15 protein-coding genes and 1 tRNA gene are annotated in these 19,392 nt (G+C 66.3%); 8 read left to right on the top strand and 8 right to left on the bottom strand.

Going from position 1 to position 19,392, the window contains the following annotated elements; genetic code table 11:
- The first annotated feature begins 245 nt into the window (after window positions 1–245).
- From ACOOHB_RS15660 to ACOOHB_RS15650, 3 genes are all read left to right on the top strand, one after another.
- Window positions 246–4,202: a fibronectin type III domain-containing protein gene (locus ACOOHB_RS15660; RefSeq protein ID WP_420445741.1), complete on the top strand. Its 3,957-nt coding sequence runs from the start codon at window positions 246–248 to the stop codon at window positions 4,200–4,202.
- A 124-nt stretch (window positions 4,203–4,326) separates the two neighbouring features.
- Window positions 4,327–4,653, top strand: a complete 327-nt coding sequence (locus ACOOHB_RS15655; protein WP_420445740.1) for a helix-turn-helix transcriptional regulator — start codon at window positions 4,327–4,329, stop codon at window positions 4,651–4,653.
- Window positions 4,640–5,881, top strand: a complete 1,242-nt coding sequence (locus ACOOHB_RS15650; protein ID WP_420445739.1) for a type II toxin-antitoxin system HipA family toxin — start codon at window positions 4,640–4,642, stop codon at window positions 5,879–5,881. The genes ACOOHB_RS15655 and ACOOHB_RS15650 overlap by 14 nt, the downstream gene beginning before the upstream one ends.
- 240 nt (window positions 5,882–6,121) lie before the next feature.
- Here ACOOHB_RS15650 and ACOOHB_RS15645 read toward each other — a convergent pair whose 3' ends face one another.
- The 4 genes from ACOOHB_RS15645 to ACOOHB_RS15630 form a co-directional block, all read right to left on the bottom strand.
- Entirely contained in the window at window positions 6,122–6,460 is a 339-nt protein-coding gene (locus ACOOHB_RS15645) for a type II toxin-antitoxin system PemK/MazF family toxin (RefSeq protein WP_420445738.1), read from the bottom strand.
- A complete protein-coding gene (locus ACOOHB_RS15640; RefSeq protein ID WP_420445737.1) occupies window positions 6,423–6,644 on the bottom strand; it encodes a toxin-antitoxin system protein in 222 nt (73 codons plus the stop codon). The genes ACOOHB_RS15645 and ACOOHB_RS15640 overlap by 38 nt, the downstream gene beginning before the upstream one ends.
- A gap of 182 nt (window positions 6,645–6,826) precedes the next feature.
- Complete coding sequence (locus ACOOHB_RS15635; RefSeq protein WP_420445736.1) at window positions 6,827–8,593, bottom strand: Ig-like domain-containing protein; 1,767 nt, start codon at window positions 8,591–8,593, stop codon at window positions 6,827–6,829.
- 33 nt (window positions 8,594–8,626) lie between these two features.
- Window positions 8,627–8,713: transfer RNA gene (locus ACOOHB_RS15630), tRNA-Ser, on the bottom strand.
- A gap of 107 nt (window positions 8,714–8,820) precedes the next feature.
- On the opposite strand from ACOOHB_RS15630, the gene xseA reads away from it, so the two are divergent.
- The 5 genes from xseA (at window position 8,821) to ACOOHB_RS15605 (ending at window position 15,206) form a co-directional block, all read left to right on the top strand.
- Window positions 8,821–10,149: an exodeoxyribonuclease VII large subunit gene (gene xseA / locus ACOOHB_RS15625; RefSeq protein ID WP_420445735.1), complete on the top strand. Its 1,329-nt coding sequence runs from the start codon at window positions 8,821–8,823 to the stop codon at window positions 10,147–10,149.
- Entirely contained in the window at window positions 10,146–10,388 is a 243-nt protein-coding gene (gene xseB / locus ACOOHB_RS15620) for an exodeoxyribonuclease VII small subunit (protein WP_420445734.1), read from the top strand. The genes xseA and xseB overlap by 4 nt, the downstream gene beginning before the upstream one ends.
- A 172-nt stretch (window positions 10,389–10,560) precedes the next feature.
- Window positions 10,561–12,621 carry a prolyl oligopeptidase family serine peptidase gene (locus ACOOHB_RS15615; protein WP_420445733.1) on the top strand — a complete coding sequence of 687 codons (2,061 nt, stop codon included), beginning with the start codon at window positions 10,561–10,563 and terminating at the stop codon, window positions 12,619–12,621.
- Between the two features lie 21 nt (window positions 12,622–12,642).
- A complete protein-coding gene (locus ACOOHB_RS15610) occupies window positions 12,643–13,482 on the top strand; it encodes an SURF1 family protein (protein WP_420445732.1) in 840 nt (279 codons plus the stop codon).
- A gap of 221 nt (window positions 13,483–13,703) precedes the next feature.
- On the top strand, window positions 13,704–15,206 hold the full coding sequence (locus ACOOHB_RS15605; RefSeq protein ID WP_420445731.1) for an ATP-binding protein: 1,503 nt from the start codon (window positions 13,704–13,706) through the stop codon (window positions 15,204–15,206).
- Between the two features lie 75 nt (window positions 15,207–15,281).
- Here ACOOHB_RS15605 and ACOOHB_RS15600 read toward each other — a convergent pair whose 3' ends face one another.
- From ACOOHB_RS15600 to ACOOHB_RS15585, 4 genes are all read right to left on the bottom strand, one after another.
- Window positions 15,282–16,436, bottom strand: a complete 1,155-nt coding sequence (locus ACOOHB_RS15600; RefSeq protein WP_420445730.1) for a MalY/PatB family protein — start codon at window positions 16,434–16,436, stop codon at window positions 15,282–15,284.
- 65 nt (window positions 16,437–16,501) lie between these two features.
- Window positions 16,502–17,242 carry a sulfite exporter TauE/SafE family protein gene (locus tag ACOOHB_RS15595; RefSeq protein WP_420445729.1) on the bottom strand — a complete coding sequence of 247 codons (741 nt, stop codon included), beginning with the start codon at window positions 17,240–17,242 and terminating at the stop codon, window positions 16,502–16,504.
- Window positions 17,243–17,255: 13 nt separating this feature from the next.
- Window positions 17,256–18,368 (bottom strand): chorismate synthase, encoded by a 1,113-nt coding sequence (aroC, locus tag ACOOHB_RS15590; protein WP_420445728.1) that lies wholly within the window; start codon window positions 18,366–18,368, stop codon window positions 17,256–17,258.
- Between the two features lie 70 nt (window positions 18,369–18,438).
- Window positions 18,439–19,374 (bottom strand): PAC2 family protein, encoded by a 936-nt coding sequence (locus tag ACOOHB_RS15585; RefSeq protein WP_420445727.1) that lies wholly within the window; start codon window positions 19,372–19,374, stop codon window positions 18,439–18,441.
- Window positions 19,375–19,392 lie beyond the last annotated feature (18 nt).

Below are 19,392 nucleotides of genomic sequence, written 5' to 3'. Positions count from 1 at the left end.
CGCCGGCGACGCGGCGTCCGGCGCGGGTTCGTTTGCGGACGGTCTGCTCGCGGACGTGCTCTACAGTATCTTGACGTCTCATAATTATGTGACGGTGCCTCATATCTGGCCACGCGCTGAGCACAAGCGCTGCACAACGAAGAATTCGAAGGTGGTTTTAGCCGTGTCGCAGACCCCCCCCCCCCCCTAGATCGCGCCGTTCCCGCAACCCCGGCAAGCCCGGGTCCATGAGCCCGCCTAGCGCCGTGAGACGCGCCATTCTGGTGGGCGCTGCTGTGGCGCTGGTGGCCACCGTTGTCGTGGCTGTCCCCGCTTGGGCCCAGAACCAGGAGGTGGCCCCGACTCCGGCTGCGGTCGGCGCCAACCCCCCGGCCAAGCCCCACAACCTCGGGGCCTCGGCCGAGCACGATGAGGTCACCCTCACCTGGACGGCCTCAACGGACCAGACAGTCACCCACTACGCGATCCTTCGCCGCAACCGCGACGTGGACGCAGTGGGCGTCTTCCACGTGATCGAGGCCAACGCCGGTCCCGAGACCAGCTACACCGACAGTTCGGTATCGGCGTCGAGCACCTACGTCTACCGGGTGAAGGCGGTCAGCCCCGCCGGCGTCAGCCAGTGGTCCGGCTACGTCAGAGCCGACACCCCGGCCCCACCGGAGCCCGCAACAGCCGACCAAGAGGACCAAACAGCCAACCAAGAGGGCCAAAAGGAGGGAACGTTGGAGTTCGTGCAGGTGGTGCCCAGACTCGCGGTCTTCACCGATGCCGACTCGGTCGTGCCCCTGAACTGGGCCCTCACACCCAGCGGCCTGGCCGCCGGCGGCCAGTTCCGGCTGTTGTTCGTCACCTACGCAGGCCACGCCTCGACGTCCTCCGACATTGACGACTACAACGACTACGTCCAGTCCCAGGCCAACGCCAGCAATGCCCACTCCGCCATCAAGCCTTACAGCTCCGGTTTCCGCGTCGTCGCCAGCACCGCCGACGACGACGCCCGCGACAACGCCGCGACCGCCTACACCAACACCAACAAGGGGGTCCCCATCCACTGGCTCAACGGCTCCAAGGTCGCCGACCACTACGAGGACTTCCACGACGGCTCCTGGGACGACGAGGCCAACCCCCGGGGCCGCAACGGCAACAGAGTCGGCTCCAACAACACCTGGATCTGGACCGGAAGCAACAGCAACGGGACTGAGGAGATCGTCAACGGAACATCGTTTGCGTTAGGCGAATCTGACGTCGCTATCGGACTCCTCACCGCTTCGGGCAGTCCCCTTGGTGCGAGCATTGGCGGCGTCGTTAACCACTTCTCAAGCAATTCCAACTACCGGTACTACGCCCTCTCCGAGGTATTCACGGTGGGCGGCAGCGTGCCGGTGTTCATCGATTCGGACCCGGCATCCCGCAGCGTGCCGGAGAACTCCCACGCCTTCACCAACGTCGGCGCCCTCGTGGCGGCCACCGACGCGGACTTCGGTGACACGCTGACCTACAGCTTGGGGGGCACGGACGCGGCGTCGTTCGACATTGGCATGACCAGCGGGCGGATCCTGACCAAGGCCGGGGTGTCCTATGACCACGAGACCAAGTCCCGCTACTCGGTGGAGGTGACCGTCACCGACGGCACCTACAGCGCCACCATTGCCGTGGCCATCACCGTGACCGACGTGGACGAGCCGCCTTCGGTCGCGCCGGGCGCGCCGACGGTGAGCGCGGTGGGCAGCACGAGCCATTTGCACGTGCGCTGGACGGCGCCGGCCAACACCAGCCACCCGATCAACGACTACGACGTGCGGTACAGGACCGACGGCAGCGGGAACTGGATCGAACGGCCCCACAACGGCACCGGCCTCACAGTCACGATCCCCGGCCTGACCGCCGGCACGGCTTATGAGGTGCAGGTGCGGGCGGGGAACCGCGAGGGCGTCACCGCCTGGTCGGCCTCGGGCCAGGGCACGACCGCCACGGCGACCACCATCGCGCTGAACTGGGAGCTCAAGCCCAGCGGCGTGGCCGCCGGCGGTCAGTTCCGGCTCCTGTTCCTCACCCATAGGACCTTCAGTCCAACGTCGAGCGACATCGACGACTACAACGACGAGGCCCAGCGCAACGCCAGAGCGGGACATCGGGCCATCAAGCCCTACGCCTCGGGGTTCGCAGTCGTCGCCAGCACCGATGACGACGACGCGCGTGACAACACCGGAACCACCTACACCAACATCGCCAAGGGCCTCCCGGTCTACTGGTTGAACGGTTCCAAGATCGTCGACGACTACGAGGATTTCTACGACGGGGACTGGGACGACGAGGCCAACCCCACGAACCGCTCCGGCGATGTCGCCTTCCCCACTGACGGTGTGGTCTGGACCGGCAGCGACAGCGACGGGACGGCGGCGACGGCGGCGCTGGGCGACAACAGCGTCGCTTACGGAAGGCTCAACGGCACGGGCGATCCCCTCGATGCGAATGCGAGTTTTTCCAATGTCAATCTGCAGAACCGGCCCTACTACGCCCTCTCCGAGGTGTTCACCGTCGGCACCGCCGACAACAGCGCGCCGGTGTTCGCCGACACCGCGCCCGCGGCCCGCAGCGTGGCCGAGAACCCGGGCGGCGGCGCCAACGTCGGCGCTCCTGTGGCGGCCACCGACGCCGACGTCGGCGACACGCCGCGGTACAGCCTGAGCGGCTCCGACGCGGGGTCGTTCGCCATCGACTCGACCAGCGGGCAGATCCGGACCAAGTCCGGGGCCGGCTACAACTTCGAGGCCAAGTCCAGCTACTCGGTGCAGGTGCGCGCCACCGACGGCACCCACACCGCCACCAACACCGCCACCATCGCGGTGACCATCACCGTGACCGACGTGGACGAGCCGCCGGGGGCGCCCGACGCGCCCAGGGCGCGCACGGTCGGGACGATGACCGACCGGCTGGCGGTGAGCTGGACGGCGCCGGCCAACAGCGGCCCGCCGGTCACCGACTACGACGTGCGGTACAGGCTGGGCGACAGCGGGTCGTGGAACGATGTGTCCCACACCGGCACCGGCCGGACCACCACCATCACCGGCTTGACCACCAGCACCATCGACGACGTGGCGGTGCAGGTGCGGGCGACGAACGACGAGGGCACCGGCGCCTACTCGGAGTCGAGCCCGGCCCTGTTCGACATCTGCGGCCGCACGGCGCAGGTGGTCCAGGCGATCCTGGCGGCCACGCCCGGCGCCGATTCCTGCGATTCGGTCTCGTGGCAGGGCATGGCGGCCATCACCGCACTGGAAGCCCGGGTGACGAAGTCCGGGTCCCTGAAGTGGACCGACCTCGACGGGCTTTCCGGCCTGACGCACCTGGACCTCAGCGGCAGCTTGATGAGCTCGTTGCGCAGCGACGTGTTCGACAGCCTGATCAGCCTGGTCGAACTGGACCTCAGCGACACCTCGCTGGACTCGTTGCCCAGCGACGTGTTCGACAGCCTGGGAAGCCTGGTCGAACTGGACCTCAGCGACAACCAGTTCTTGCAGACGGCTGACTGGCCCGCGGGCATCTTCGACGGCTTGGACAGCCTGGAGACCCTGCGCCTCGCCAACGTGGGATACGAAGGACGAGGCATCCAATTCATCAACAACAGCCACTACAACGACTTCTTCGATGGCCTCGCGAACCTGCGGGAGCTCGACGTGCGGCCCAGCACGCCGCACCTGGGCGCCCCCCTGGCGTTGGTGCCCCTGACCAGCCTGGTCACCTACAACACCCAGCCCTATGCCCGGCCCGTCGACGCGCCGCAGAACCTGACAGCCACCATGAGCGACATCGCCGGATCCGTCATGCACAGGGGAACCAGCTTCTGCAAGAAGGTCACCCTGAACTGGCAAGCCCCCGCCGGGGTGAGCGGCATCACCGGCTACAAGATCATGCGCATCCACTACGGCCACCCCGTGAAGAGCATGCGGAACCCCAATACGGACTACGGCCGCTACGGCTACGACATCGCCGCCGTCGGCGCCAACACCACGAGCTACCTCCACGAACCGCTCCGGCCCGGCGCCAACGGCCACACCTTCACCTACTACGTCGCCGCCGTCACCGCCGACGGCGTCGGCTTCCCCGCCACGGTGAAAGTCAGCGCCGACGTCAAGCTTCCCTGGTCCTCACGGGGGAGCTATACGACGGGGCCCGACGCTCTCCCGTGCCCCATGATGTAGCACCTCCCCCGCAGCCGACCCTCCAAGACAACCGCCTCGCCCTTGGGGGCGGGTCGGTTGCCGCGTCGGGTTGACCGTCATTATATTGTTGTTTAATACGTCTAACCGTCAATAGACTGTTGACATGAGAGCAGGTGTTCCAAGGAGCCGGATTGCGACGGATGCCGCGCGCCTGCTGGGGCGCAGCATCGCGCTTGCCCGACGGGAGCGCAGATGGACCATCGCGCAGCTCGCGGAACGCGTCGGTTCCTGCGAGGGCACCATGCGAAAGGTCGAGCGGGGCGACCCATCGGTCGCGTTGGGCACGGTCTTCGAGGCAGCCTCGCTGGTGGGCGTGCGACTGTTCAGCGAAGACGCCGCAACGCGGACACGGGAGTCCGAACTCGTCGACGCTCGCCTGGCCGTGCTGCCCCAGAGAGTGCGTCACCGTGTCGTCGATGACGACTTCTAGTCCGCGGCTGAACCCAAGCACAGTCTTCGTGTGGGTATGGCTACCCGATGCCTCCGAGCCGGTTGTGGCAGGGCGTCTCGACGAACAAGGCGAGGTCGCGACGTTCGCCTATGGCCGCCGCTACCTGGCCAACCCTGACGCGATTGCGCTGTACCTGCCCGATCTTCCTCTTCAGGAAGGCACCATGTCGCCGAGTTCGGGGAACCTGCATGGTTGCATCGCCGACGCTGCGCCTGATTCGTGGGGGCGCAAGGTGATCGAGCACCAGCACCGCCGCACCGACAGCAATGTGCCTGAACTCGGATATCTGCTCAACTCGGGCTCTGACCGCATCGGAGCGCTCGACTTCCAGGCGTCACCCACCGAGTACGTCGCTCGCAGCGGCGACGACGCCACACTCGACGAGCTCTACGACGCGGCCCGCCATGTGGAGGAGGGTCTCCCCTTGCCACCAGCATTGGACAGAGCAATGCTGCACGGCGCCTCAGTTGGCGGAGCGCGCCCCAAAGTCACGCTCAGCGACCGATCACGGCACCTGATCGCAAAGTTCAGCTCATCGACGGACCACTACCCCGTGGTCAAGGCCGAGTACGCAGCGATGGAGCTAGCGCGCCGAGCAGGCATCGATGTCGCACCGGTCGAGCTGAGTATCGCCGCAGGCAAAGCCGTGTTACTGGTAGACCGCTTCGACCGCACCCAACGAGGGGGCCGTCGCATGATGGTCTCGGCGCTGACCATCTTGGACCTGCACGACGCCTGGGGCATGGCAGGCCGCCACGCGACCTACTCCGACCTAGCGGAGCAGATTCGGACGCGTTTCGTGAACCCGGACGCGACGCTGTGCGAGTTGTTCTCGCGCATCGTGTTCAACATGCTCGTCAGCAACACCGACGACCACGCCAAGAACCACTCGGCGTTCTGGGACGGCAGCATGCTGACGCTCACCCCCGCATATGACATCTGCCCACAATTGCGCACAGGAAGAGAAACCGCCCAAGCGATGGCGTACGGCGCCGACGGCGAACGCCTCAGCCAGGCCGCACGCTGCGTCGAACACGCGAGCACTTATCACCTCAGCGTCAGCGAGGCCAACGAGATCGTCAATCATCACATCGAAGTGATACGCGACGACTGGGAAGAGGTCTGCGATCTGGCGCAATTGGCCGCAGCGGATCGCGAGCAGTTCTGGGAACGCCAATTCCTCAACCCGTTCACACTCGACACATAAACGAGCACCGCACGGGCAACTTCCAGGGCAAATACGGTCGAGGGGACGCCCGTGTCGTGGTGGGCTACTGCGGTACACGAGATCTCACACAACTTGGGCTGACCGACGCCACCCTGGCGGTCACCGCTGAGCGCGCAGCACCATGCAGGCGCCGGAGGAACCCTTCCCCTCAAGTCACCCGGCGGCACCGGAAGCGAGCGTCATGGTGGGCCTGCGGTTCTGCGTCACCGGATGGCTGGGTCAGAGCCCGAGCAGGTCAGCGATGAGTTCTCGAATCTGTTGCAGCGCGACGGGCCCGGTGTTGGCGCCCGTCGTCTCGACGACGCGGTCGACGCTGAGGGTGGTGGGCAGGTGCGCTTGGGCGACACCGAAGCCAGCGATCTCAACCTCGCTCAACCAACCTCGCCTGGTCGTCGTGCAAGGTACGACCACGATCGCGTGTTGACCGAACTCGAGCACATCATCGGCGGTGACGACGATGGCCGGTCGGACGAACCCGGGCTCGCCCCTTGCCGGCGTCCCGAAATCGCAGCGGACGACGTCACCCGCTTGCATCAGCGACATCGCTCGCAGACGCATCGAGCACAGCCTCGTCGGCGGTATCGAGCGGGGCACTCGCGAGCTGAGCCCCGATGATGCGACGACGTTCGCGCCGGATCAGCTTCTCGATCTGCGCGTCGAAGGTGAGCCCCTCACGATCGGCAAGCTGACGCAAGGCATCCCGGGTCCGGACCGAGACCTTGATGGTAGTCGAATTAGGCATACCGCAGAGTATGCCTCAGCAGCACCCAGCTCTCCCCGCAGCACACTCATCACCACCCCCAGCTTCTGCTCAGGGGATTTGCTCGACGGTCTCGGCATCAATCTTTCCTGGTCCGGGAATCAAACCCGAACCTGCGATACAAACGATGACACGGGACATCTAGACAAGACCGCCACACACCACTAGGGCGACGAATTGGCGGACATGTCAAACCGCTGCTCGTCGAAGTACGCCAGCCGGTTCGGCATCGTCGTCGTCATGATGCACCACTGCTGGGCAGTCAGCCGCTCCGGTCGATGCCGAACTGCGAAGTACGGCAGGAAACTCTCTGCGATGTCTTCTCGGTCGGGATAGTCGCGCGCGTATTCGGAAATGAAGACGCTGTCCGACCGCTGTGCCGAGTGCCACCCCGACGCCTTGCCCAAGTGGTCGAGCGCCATGTGCGCGCCTTCGTGCAGGAAGACTTCTTCTAGGAATCCTTGGCGTATCGCGTTCTGCGTTGCTGCATCATCGGTATGAATCAGCAGGCTTCTGTTGTACGAATTGCCGCCGAACAAGCCCGCACCCGCATTCATCTCTACTTCGCGGAGTTCTGACATCAGGACGTCCGGGAGTCGTCCAATTGCTGGAGCGAACGTATCGATCGACTCTCGAGCTGCTTCCTCGCTGCCAAACTCTGGATTGACTTGGAACTCCACGGTCCGGTCGCCGAACTTCACCTCGAAGAGGTATGCATCGACAGTGATCCACCTAGTGACCCGCCGGTCGTAGACGTCGCGCATCCCGCGCCCGACATAGGTCACGCTCCCAAGTGACGATGGATCCGAGGGACCGAGTATGTCGGAGGTGATCCACACTGTGCCCGAGTACGGCGGCTTTCCAGTGTGCTCGAGCACGAAGTCGAGTGTGCGGTCACCGGAATCCATTGTCACCGGCACTGTCTGTCTCACGTAGCCAGGATCGGCTGTCACGGTAATCTCGACTTCGCCCAGGACGTCGGACAAGCGATAGCGCCCGTCTGCATCCGTGACTACGTATTCCCCCGTGCCTCCCTTGAGCCGGACGGTCGCACAGGGAACAACGAGACCCTCTCCTCGAGCATCGCTCACCGTGCCCGACAGCGCGAGACCCGTGACTGTCACCGTTGTGGTCGACGACACCCTGCCCGACAATCCAGTGATCGTTGCCGTGCCAACGCCTGTTGCTGTCACCAAACCTCCGCGGTCAGCCGTCGCCACCGCGGCGTCACTGGATTCCCACTCGATCGCCGCTCCCGCAACTGGATATCCGCTCTGGTCGAACGCCTCCGCCGTCAGCTGCACGGTTGCGCCCAACCCGGTCAGCACGGCCGTGGCGGGCAGCACGGCGACCGAACTGACTGCCTGCGTCACGGATACCATCGCTCGCTCGGAAATCGCTCCCACCGTGGCAGTGATTGTGGCCGATCCGCTGCCCGCCGCTGTCACCTGTCCGTCCGCGTCGACTGCGGCCACGGTCGTGTCGGTGCTCGACCAGAACACATCCGTCACCGTCATGACGCGGCCGGTCTGGTCTCGCACTTCGACAGCTATCTGTGCGGTCTGCCCCAGAGCCGAGAATGCTGTCACGCCGGGGGTCAGCACGACGCTCGCGGGCACTGACACCATGGACGTAACGCTTGGTGCCCGCTCAGATTCCGCATCGGCAATCGTGTGATCATTGGTATCCATCGTTTCGACAGAAGGTTGCAGGGCGTCCCCCTCAGCTCGCGCGTCGGCGGTCGACGTCACGGTGGACGAGTCGCCCATCTTGGCCACGGACACCGTTGCGTTCTCGGAGCCCGCTTCAGGCACCGTCGCACCACCGGCCACAGCATGGCTGCTCGTATCGGCCGCATTTGCGTCGCAGGCCGTAGACATGAAAGCGCTCGCAAGAGACACCGCCATCATGCCCGCCCGCGATCCCTTCATCACGATCCCCTTGCGGCGGCTCTATCGCTGTCGCGGAAGGTGTGGGATTCGAACCCACGGTGACCCGAGGGCCACAACGGTTTTCGAGACCGCCCCATTCGTCCGCTCTGGCAACCTTCCGCTGCGCACCCTATCGACGCAGACCAAAGTGACCGCCCGGCCCGCACCCCGACTCTCGAGCCCTAATTCGGTCGCGGCAGCGGTGATTTCGTGACAGCCTCAGGGCCGTGAGCAGCGCTGTTGAAGGCTTCGAAGGCGTGGCCGGCGACGACGTCCCGCAACCCGACGGCACCTGGTCGGTGTCGGATCTCGCGGCCGCCATCGAAGAGACGATCCGGCGGGCATTTGGCTCCGAGGTCTGGGTGCGCGGCGAGATCATCGGCTACTCGCAGGCGGCGAGCGGCCACATCTACTTCAACCTCATCGAGCCGGGCATGGGCAAGGACCGCCGCGGCGCACGCATGCGGGTGGCGCTGTTCAAGGGACGCCAACGATTCGTGAACCGGGATCTCGCTGCCGGAGGCGGGCTGACGCTCGACGACGGCATCGAGGTGCGGATCCGCGCCGAGGTGGAGTACTACGCAGGCAGCGGGCAGGTGCAGCTCATCATGAGCGGCGTCGACCCGCACTTCACACTCGGTGTGCTGGCCGCCGACCGCGAGCGCACGCTGGCCGAGCTGGCTGCCTCGGGGCTGTTGCGACGCAATGCCGCTGTGCCGCTGCCGCTGGTGCCGCTGCGCGTCGGCCTCATCACGGCGGCCGGCAGCGCTGCACATGCTGACTTCGTCCATGAGCTTTCAGCGAGCGGCTACGCGTTTGAGGTGTTGCTGTGTGACGCCCGGGTGCAAGGCGTCACCGCCGAAGCCGACCTTGTCGCGGCGCTGCGCACGCTGGGGAGCGCCGAGGTTGACCTCATCGCCGTGGTGCGCGGCGGCGGCGACCGCACCGACCTGCTGGCATTCGACCTCGCCAGCGTTGCGAAGGCCATTGCGACGTGCCCACTGCCGGTGTTCTGCGGGATCGGCCATGAAATCGACACCTCGGTCGCGGACCAGGTGGCACACACGGCTGCCAAGACGCCCACCGCGTGCGCCGCCGCCCTCGTCGCCCATGTCGCCGACTTTGACGAACGCTTGGCTCAGGCACGGCGCGAACTCCATCGGACTGCCCGCTCCCGGGCAGCCGCATCAGCAGCCCGCTTGGCAGCAGCTCGTGGAGCGCTCGGCCTGCTGACCGAGCGTCGCCTGAGCCGGCCGCGTGCTCGCCTGGGCCAGGCACGGCTGCGGCTCGCCCACGGTGCCGAACGGCGAGTATCGGAGGCGCACGCCCAACTTCGTTCAGCTGCGGCCGTGATTGCCGCACTCGCGCCACAGCGAACGTTGGCTCGCGGCTTTTCGATCACGCGTGCAGCCGACGGCACCGTCGTGCGTTCGATGCCCGCTGCCGGAGCCATGATCACCACTCAAACGTTGGATGCGGAGTTCGCCAGCACCGTGAACGCACCGACTGCCACACCAATTGCCGACCCGACCGACCGGGGGACAGACAACCCATGACAGACCCTGTGACAGATGACGGCGAGCTCGGCGGCTACGCCGAGTCCATTGCCGAGATCGAATCGATCCTGGCCAGCCTCGAGGGCGACGACGTCGACATCGACACGCTGGCATCGAAGGTCGAACGCGCCTCGCTGCTGATCGCGCACTGCGAGCAGCGGTTGCGGGCCACCGAGCTGTCGTTGCAGACGATCCTGGCTCAGCACGAATCGACGCCGTCGGACAGCGACGGCCCTTGAATGGCCGCACGCGGCATTGCAGGCATGTGTGGACCGAGGGAGTTGGTGGGCGCTCCCCCGGTCCACCTGCGCGTCACGGGTCGGTGGAGGACCCGGAGCGCACGCTGGTGCCGCTGCGGAACCTGCTCAGAATGAGTGATCGTAGCGGCGTGTCGAAACCAACGAGGAACCTATGAGTTCGCCATCGCGTTGTCAAGATGACGGCGGCCGAAATCTCAGTAATCCCGGGGAATTTCGACATGGTGCGTGGCCGTCGCCGCTGCGGGCGGCTGACGTTGCCGCGGGCGCGGTGCGAAGGACCGAATCACGCATCGCTGGCGGCTGGGCCTATTGGGTGGAAGAGCGGCCTCTCGAGCGTGGGCGGGGCGCCGTGGTCCGGGTGCGGCTCGACGAGCCCGGCGCCCAGCCGGCCGACGTGCCCCATACGGCCGAGGCAGACATCCGCACTTCCGTCCACGAATACGGCGGCGGGGCTTGGCTTGCGTTCATGGCGCCTGATGGCGGCCATTTCGTGCTCGGCAGTTGCATGAGCGACCATCGGATCCGGCTGTTCGATGCAACGGGTCGCAGCGAGCCGCACGCGGTGACTCCTGAGCCTGACACTCCCAGGGGGCTGCGTTACGCCGATCCGGCACTCGTGCCAGATCCCCAGAGCAACGCTGAGGGCGGCAGCTTCGATCCGGTCAGCATGTGGGTGCGCGAGGACCACACCGGCGGCGGCGACGAACCCCGCAACGAACTCGTCGCGGTCCGCCTCGACGGAACGGTGAGTGTCGTCGCGACGGGTGCCGACTTCTATTCCTCACCGAGGCCGGCGCCCGACGGCAGCACGCTCGCGTATCTCAGCTGGGATCACCCGAACATGCCGTGGGACCACGTCCGCCTGCATCTCGTGGACCTGCGTGACGGCGTGCCGGTGCCGGGCAGCGATCGGGTGCTGGTCGACGGCCCTGCACTGACCCAGCCGGCTTGGAGCCCCGACGGCAACCTCCATATCGTCACCGATGTTGATGGTTGGTGGTCGATTCACCGGGTGGACACCCGCACGGGTGCCACCGAACCGTTGCTGGGTGACACAGCCCCCGGCGAGAGCAACCGCGAATTCGGGGTGCCGGCATGGGTGTTCGCGCAGGCCACCTACGGCTGGGATGGCGGCGGCACGCTGTGGTGCACCTGGACGTCCGGCGGTGTCGGGCACCTCGGGGTCATCCGCGACGGTCACCTCGAAGAGATCCCGAGCGGGTTCTCGGAATTCGGGAGACTGGCGGTGACCCCAGGCGACACTGTCGTCGCCGTGGCTGCCAGCTGGACCCGTCGAGCCGCGATCGTGGAAATCTCACCCGACGGCGGGCATCGTCAGCTCAGCGACGTCGAGCAGTCGGCGCTCGAACCCGGCGACGTCTCTCTCCCTCAGGCGTTCACCTTCGACAGCGACGGCGGCCGCCAGGCGCACGCGTTCTTCTTCGCGCCCGCCAATTCGGCGGTCGCCGATCAAACAGGCGAGCCACCGCTCATCGTGTTGAGCCACGGCGGGCCCACGGGTTCGGCCCGCAGTTCGCTCGACTTGGGCATCCAGTACTGGACCACCCGCGGCATCGCCGTCGTGGACGTGAACTACGGCGGCAGCACTGGCTACGGCACCGCCTATCGCAGCCTGCTGGCCGGCCAGTGGGGCATCGTCGACACGCAGGACTGCATCGCTGCGGCGCTGCATCTTGCCGGCGAGGGCAACGTTGACTCGCAGCGCCTGGTCATCAAGGGCGGCTCGGCGGGCGGCTACACGACGCTGTGCGCGCTCACGGGCAGCGACGTGTTCGCTGCGGGCATCTCCCGGTACGGCGTGGCCGATCTCGAAGCGCTGGCTCGCGACACCCACAAGTTCGAGGCCCGCTATCTCGACGGGCTGATCGGCCCATACCCGCAGGAGGCCGAGCTGTACCGGGAACGCTCGCCGATCTGGCGAACTGGCCAGCTGCGCACTCCGATGATCGTGCTGCAGGGCACCGAGGACCGGGTTGTGCCCCAGAGCCAGTCCGAGCAGTTGGTGGCGGCCCTGGCTGACGCGGGCGTGCCGCACGCCTACGTGCTGTTCGAAGGCGAGGGGCACGGCTTCCGCCGCGGACCCAACATCGTGGCTGCGCTCGAAGCCGAGCTGTCGTTCCTCGGCCAAGTGCTGGGCTTCGAACCAGCGGGCGACATCGCTCGCGTCGAGGTGCGAGAGGGCCACCGGTAGCGTCGCCGAAGAGGTCGTGGCATGTATCACTTTGCGCGCACGCCGCGCTGGCTGGCAGGACACGCGCTCGCCGGCACCCTGCTGGTGATCTTCCTGGTCGCCGGTTTCTGGCAGCTCAGTCGCCACAACGAGGTGCGTGAGCGCAACAGCGTGATCTCCGAGCGCGAGGACATGCGCCCTCTGGATGCCGACCGGTTCTTTGAAGCAGTGCTCGACGCCGGCCTCACGGAAGAACTGCAGTACCGATCGGTGGCCCTTCCAGTGGTCCGCTTCGACTGGCACGAAGCAGTGCTGATCCGCAACCGCAGCCTCGACGGCTTGCCCGGCTGCCACCTCGCCGTGCCCGCAGCCGCAACATCCAGCGACAGCGTTGAGCAGTTCGGCGTGCTCGTGGTCGCGGGCTGGCTACCCCAGCGTGGGTGCGCGATCGTGGGCGGCGATGAGACGGAGTCCCGCGAACTCGTGAACTTTCGGCTCACTGAGCCTGCGGAGATCACCGGCCGGATCCGCACGAGCCAGCAACGAGGCTTGCTCGGACCGGCCGATCCTGCCGAAGGTGAGCTCACCACGCTTGCTCGCGTCGATGTGGAGCGCATCAGCCGCCAGACCACGCTGGATCTCGTACCTGTCTATGTCGAGGTGACCAGTGCTGCACGGCCAGGCGGATCGATGATCGAACTCAACCCAGATGGCCGCGGCATCTCGCCCGTGCCACTGCCAACGCCGGAGCTCGACGCCGGTCCCCACTTGGGCTACGCGCTGCAATGGTTCAGCTTCGCCCTCGTCGCCATCGTCGGCTACCCGCTCGTGCTGCGCCACCAAGCTCGTAGAGGCGAGTCAGAGCAGATCGCCGACGACTGAGCCTGTCAGTGTCAGCGTCTGCGGACATGACGCGGCCGGGTGATGACGGCTTGGTCCGCGGGTCAGAGCAGCCCGGCGATTGACCAGACATTGCACGTCGGAGCCTTTCGCGAGCGTGACATCGAAGCCATCCGGTCCGGCATAGCTATTGGCTATCTTGCAAATAACAAACTTTGGTTATAGGTTATTTTGCGAACAACGAATATCAGAACGGACCAGTGATGGCTACTTGGCAGCCGACGCAACAAGACTTCCACGAGATCTTCAACGAGCAGAATCCTTGGCATCGCAGCGGAATGGTGCCTCCTACGTTCGCGCCGACGACAGAACGATTCCTCGCCGGTGGGCTTTGGAAAAGACTGCTCTCCGACGACCCACGAAGGCACCACGTGGTGCTAGGGCCGCGTCGCGTCGGCAAGACAACCGTGATGTACCAGACCGTCCGGCACCTCATCGGTGCTGGCGTACCGGCGGGAAAGATCTGGTGGCTCCGCTTGGACCACCCGTTGTTAGTTCAAGCGAGCCTCGGCGATCTCGTACGTGGCTTGCTGGAGGGCGCTCAGGCGTCGGCCCAGGATCCCCTGTTCTTGCTGCTGGACGAAATCGTCTATGCCGACAGCTGGAACTTGTGGCTGAAGACGTTCTACGACGAGCACTGGCCGGTACGCATCGCAGCAACCTCAAGCGGCACTGCTGCGTTGCGCAAACAGCGTCACGAAAGCGGCATCGGCCGATGGGAACTACATCATCTGATGCCGTGCCTGCTCGATGAGGCATACCTGCTCACCGGGATCGCCCCATCCGCTGAGCCGGCGCTGCCCGACCCAGGCCCCACACTCGGCGAGACACTCGGCTCCCTGTTGCCTGGACCAGTGCTCGACGGCAGCGTCACGGACATGCGGAGGTTCTTGATCATGGTGGGCGGGTTTCCTGAGCTGCTGATCAGAAGTCGGCCACTGTGGAATGAAAGCGGGCCCGCCGATTTCGAGGACCAGGTGCTCGAGTCTCAGCGGATCTTGCGGGGCGATGCTGTTGCCCGAGCCGTCTACCAGGACATCCCCCAAGCAGCCGGCGTCGACAACCCGATGAACCTGGAGCGCTTGCTCTACCTGCTCGCGAGCGATGTGACCGGGATTCTCTCTCCCACCAGGCTCAGCAGAGAACTCGGCATCGCTCAGCCAACGCTCGAACGTTATGTCTCGTTTCTTGAACAGGCGTATCTCATCTTCACGCTGTCCAACTACTCGAGCTCAGAACACTCCATTCAGCGGCGAGGACGCAAGGTGTACTTCACCGACTGCGCCGTGCGAAACGCAGCACTGCAACGCGGCCTCGCGCCGCTGCAGAACCCCGAAGAGCAGGGCGTGCTGCTGGAGAACCTTGTCGCGGCGTCAGTCAGGGTGCTCGCGTGGCACTCAGACGTGCGACTGCACCACTGGCGTGACGGGTCTTCAGAAGTCGACCTGATCTACGACGATCCGCGTCAGCCAGTCGCCTTCGAGATCGCTTCGTCGCCCGGTCATCATCGCAAGGGCCTCACGGCACTGATTGATCGCTTCGAGCAATTCCGCGGACACAGCTACCTCGTTGCACCGCAAGCTCCAGTGCTCCCCGCCGGTTCGAGCACATCGGGCATCGGCACCCTGCCTCTCGACACCTTCCTGCGCATCGTCGGACAGCAGGCGAGGCTTGCCATGGCCGAGAGCTTGGGAGTCGCCGGATAGGCAGAGCAGGCGGCTGCCCATCATCGCTCCACAGTGCTAGCGGGGAGGGCGTTCGGCCAAGGCCACTCAACGCAGCTAGCGGCCGATGGCCTTGGCCATGCGGGCGGTGGCCTCGTCGAGCATCGCTGGCGAGGTGGCGAAGTTGAGGCGCACATGGCCTGTGCCCTCGGGTCCGAAGTCCAGGCCCGAGTTCAGGTACACCCCGCCCTTGTCCAGGAACACCGCGGACGGATCGTCGCCGAGGCCGAGCTGACTGCAGTCAAACCAGGCCAGGTAGGTGGCGTCGGGTGGGCGGTAGCGGACTTCGGGCAGACGCTCCGCCAGCAGATCGGCCAGCAGGTGGCGGTTGCGGTCAAGGCCCGCGACCAGCTCATCGAGCCAGTCGAGCGCCTCGGTCCAGCCGGCCACGGTGGCCACTTGGCCCAGAATCCCGATGCCGCCGATGAGCCGCTTCGGAATGCCCGTTATCACCGGGCCGTAGCGCGATGACGCTGAATGCAAGAACGCCATCCGCAGGCCCGCCATGTTGAACGACTTGGTGGCCGCCGTCACGGTCACCGTTCGCTCAGACGCCAGCTCGCTGACCGATGCAACCGGAATGTGGCGTCGCGGCGCGTACACCAGGTCGCAGTGGATCTCGTCGGAGATCACCACCAGGTCGTGACGTTCGGCAATGTCGACCACGGCCGCAATGTCGCCGGCGTCGAGCACCATGCCGCACGGGTTGTGGGGCTGGCACAGGATGATTGCCGTCACGTCGGGGGTGCTCGCCGCTGATTCCAAGTGGTTGAGGTCGAGATGCCAGCCGTCGTCGTCGCAGATCAGCGGGTCGGGCACCACCCGCCGGCCATGGCCTTCCACGCTGGAGAAGAACGGCGGGTAGGCCGGGGTCTGGAAGATGATCCCGTCGCCGGGTTCCGTGCAGTAGGTGATCGCCAGCTCGAGACCCTGGATGACGTCGTGCACGCGCACGGTGTCGGCCGGATCGACCTGCCAGCCGAACGCCTCGCCCATGCGGTTGGCAAACACGTCGAGCACCGGGATCGGCTTGTCGTAGAAGTCGTAGCCCAGCCCACCGCTGTCGATGCGTGCGGTGACGGCGTCCAGCACAACGTCGGGCAGCTCCAAGTCCATGTCGGCCACCCAGGCCGCCAGCACGTCAGGACCCTGCCGCCCCCACTTGATTCCCGGGCGGTTGCGAACTCGGTCGGTGTCCAAGTCGAAGATCACGGGGCGACCCTACGCGGCGAAGCGCGGCCGGGGCCTACTAGAGCCCCCTGTGGGGGACCTCAGGCTCAATAGAGCCCGAGCATGCGCCCGGCCAGACCGAGGACCGCCACAACGAGGACAGGACGGATCACCCGCTCCCCGCCGCGTACGGCCAGGCGGGCGCCCAGCCAGCCGCCGACAGCGAAGCCCGCGGCAACGATGAGGGCGAAACCCCAGTGCACCTGGTCGTTCAGGATGAACACCGGCACCGCCACGGCGGTCAGCACGGCGATCACCACCACCTTGACCGCGTTGGCATTCACCAGGTCCAGTCCGGCGTGCGACAGCGCCAGTACCAGGATGAGGCCGACGCCCGCCTGGAACGCACCGCCGTACAGGCCGATCGCGAAGAACACCACAACGGTCAGCGTCCTCGGCCAAACGATGTCGTCGCTGCGCGCCTTCGGTGGCCGCAGGCTCAGGATGAGCAACGGCACCATCAGGATTCCGAAGATGCGCTCGAATGCCGTGTCGCTGAGCAGGTTCGAGACCGCGTATGCACCAATCAAGGAGCCGACCAGGCTCGGTACGAGCACCGGCACGGCTCGGCGCAGACCCGATACGCCTTCACGGCGGAAACCGGCCACGGAAGCCACGTTCTGAGTCAGGACGCCGATGCGATTCGTGCCGTTCGCGACCAACCCGCCGAGGTCTCCCACCACCGTCAGCAGGCTCACGGTCAACAATGACCCACCGCCCGCCATGGCGTTCACCACGCCGGCCACCACGCCCGCGCCAGCCACGAGCGCAATCTGCAGACTGTCCATCAGGAACAGCCCATCAGCCCTGCGTCTGTGCTGCGGGTCCGGGTGCGAGCTGGGTTGTCTGCTGTCGCAGCAGGTGGTCGGCCAGCACGAGGCAGATCATCGCCTCCACCATCGGCACCGCCCGGGGCAGCACGCATGGATCGTGGCGGCCCCGAGCCGCCAGCACGGTGGGCTCACCGGCGCTGGTCACGGTCTTCTGCTCGCTCGCGATGGTGGCGGTGGGCTTGAACGCGACACGCAGCACGATGTCGGCCCCGTTGCTGATGCCGCCCTGGATGCCGCCGCTGCGATTGGTGACGGTGACCGGTCGCCCATCGGGCCCCGGTGCGAATTCGTCGTTGTGCTGGCGGCCGGTCATCAGCGTCCCGGCGAACCCGCTGCCGATCTCGACGCCCTTCGCCGCCGGCAGCGACATCACCGCCCCGGCCAGCTCGGCGTCGAGCTTGTCGAACACGGGCTCTCCCAGCCCGGCCGGAACCCCACGCGCCACACAGGCCACGACGCCGCCCAGCGAATTGCCGTCGCGCCGGGCCGCCTCGATGGCCTCGGTCATCCGGGCCGCGGCAGCGGGATCGGGGCATCGGGTCGGGTCGGCCTCGACGTCGTCACGCATCAGCTCCGCTGGATCAACGTCTGCGTTGATGTCGCGCACTGAGCTGACCCAGCCCAGCACCTCGGTGCCGACCGTCGAGAGAATCCTGCGAGCGACGGCTCCTGCGGCCACCCGGCCGACGGTCTCGCGAGCAGAAGCCCGACCGCCCCCCTGCCAATTGCGGATCCCGTACTTGGCTTCGGTGGTGAAGTCGGCGTGGCTGGGCCGGTACACGGCTGCCATGTCCGCATAGGCACCCGGCCGGGCATCGGTGTTCGCCACGGTCATGCCGATCGGCGTCCCCAGCGTCAAGCCCTCGAAGACACCGGAGTGGATCGTGACCCTGTCGGCTTCATCGCGCTGGGTGACCAGGCGGCTCTGACCGGGACGGCGGCGGTCCAGGTCGACCTGCACATCGGCTTCGCTCAGCTCAATGCGCGCGGGGCAGCCGTCGATGATCACACCCAGCGCTCCGCCATGGGATTCGCCGAAAGTGGTGACCGCGAAACGCTCCCCGAACGTGCTGCCGCCCATGGCAGAACCCTACGGCGGCGGTTGGCGCCCGACGCCGTTCTTTTTCCCGTGCAACTAGGGCGTGCGCCGCTCAGCCCGCCTCGTCGGAGTCGCTGTCGCCATCGCTGGGCCCCGACTGGCGCTGCTCGGCCAGGAACCTCTGAAACTCCTGTGCCAGGTCGTCGCCGCTGGGCAGATTTTCTTCGGCAGTGCGATCCGCTTCGGCTTCCAGCTGCTCGATGTACGACACGATCTCAGGGTCACGCGCCACTGCCTCGTTGACCCGCTGCTCCCAGGCCTGCACGCTGGAATCCAGTTCGCCGTAGCCGGTCGTTACGCCGGTGACGGTCTCCACATGGGCCAGCAGCGCTCTCGTGCCTTTCGGGTTCGGCGGTCCGGCCACATAGTGCGGCACTCCCACGCGCAGCGACACCACCGGCAGCGACGCCTGGTCGAGCACGTCATGCAGCGTGCCGATGATGCCGGTTGGACCCTGGTAGGTGGGCCGGTCCAGACCCAGCCGGGCGGCCAGCTCGGCATTGGCCGCACTGCCCTTCACCGACGCGATCCGCGAATGCGCTACACCCGCGACCATCGCCCCCAGCGTCACCACCATCTCGCAGCCCAGCTCGCTGGCGATCTCCACGACACCTGCGCAAAACGTGCGCCAGCGCATCCGCGGCTCGATGCCCGACAGCAGCACGAGATCGTGCGGCGGGGCAGCCGGCACCACATGGCACTCGATATCGGGCCAGCGGATACGGCGCTCTCCCTCGGAGGTGATCTCGATGTGGGGTCGGCTTTCCTGGAAGTCGAAGAACTCTTCTGGGTCGATATGGCAGACGCGCCGGGCCTCGCTGCGGTCGCGGATCCACGTCAGCGCACCAGTGGCGCACTCACCGGCGTCGAACCAGCCCTCGAAGGCCACCAGCAGAAGCGGATTAGCCAGCTTTGGCGCACCGTCCCAGACGACTATCTGCCGCTCCACGGCGCGATCAGCCCCATCGGTGGCATCACTGTGACCCATGGCATCACTATGGCCGAT

The sequence above is a fragment of the Candidatus Poriferisodalis sp. genome, from assembly GCF_965215815.1.
GTDB lineage: Bacteria > Actinomycetota > Acidimicrobiia > Acidimicrobiales > Poriferisodalaceae > Poriferisodalis.
This window is presented reverse-complemented; position numbering and strand designations above follow the sequence as displayed.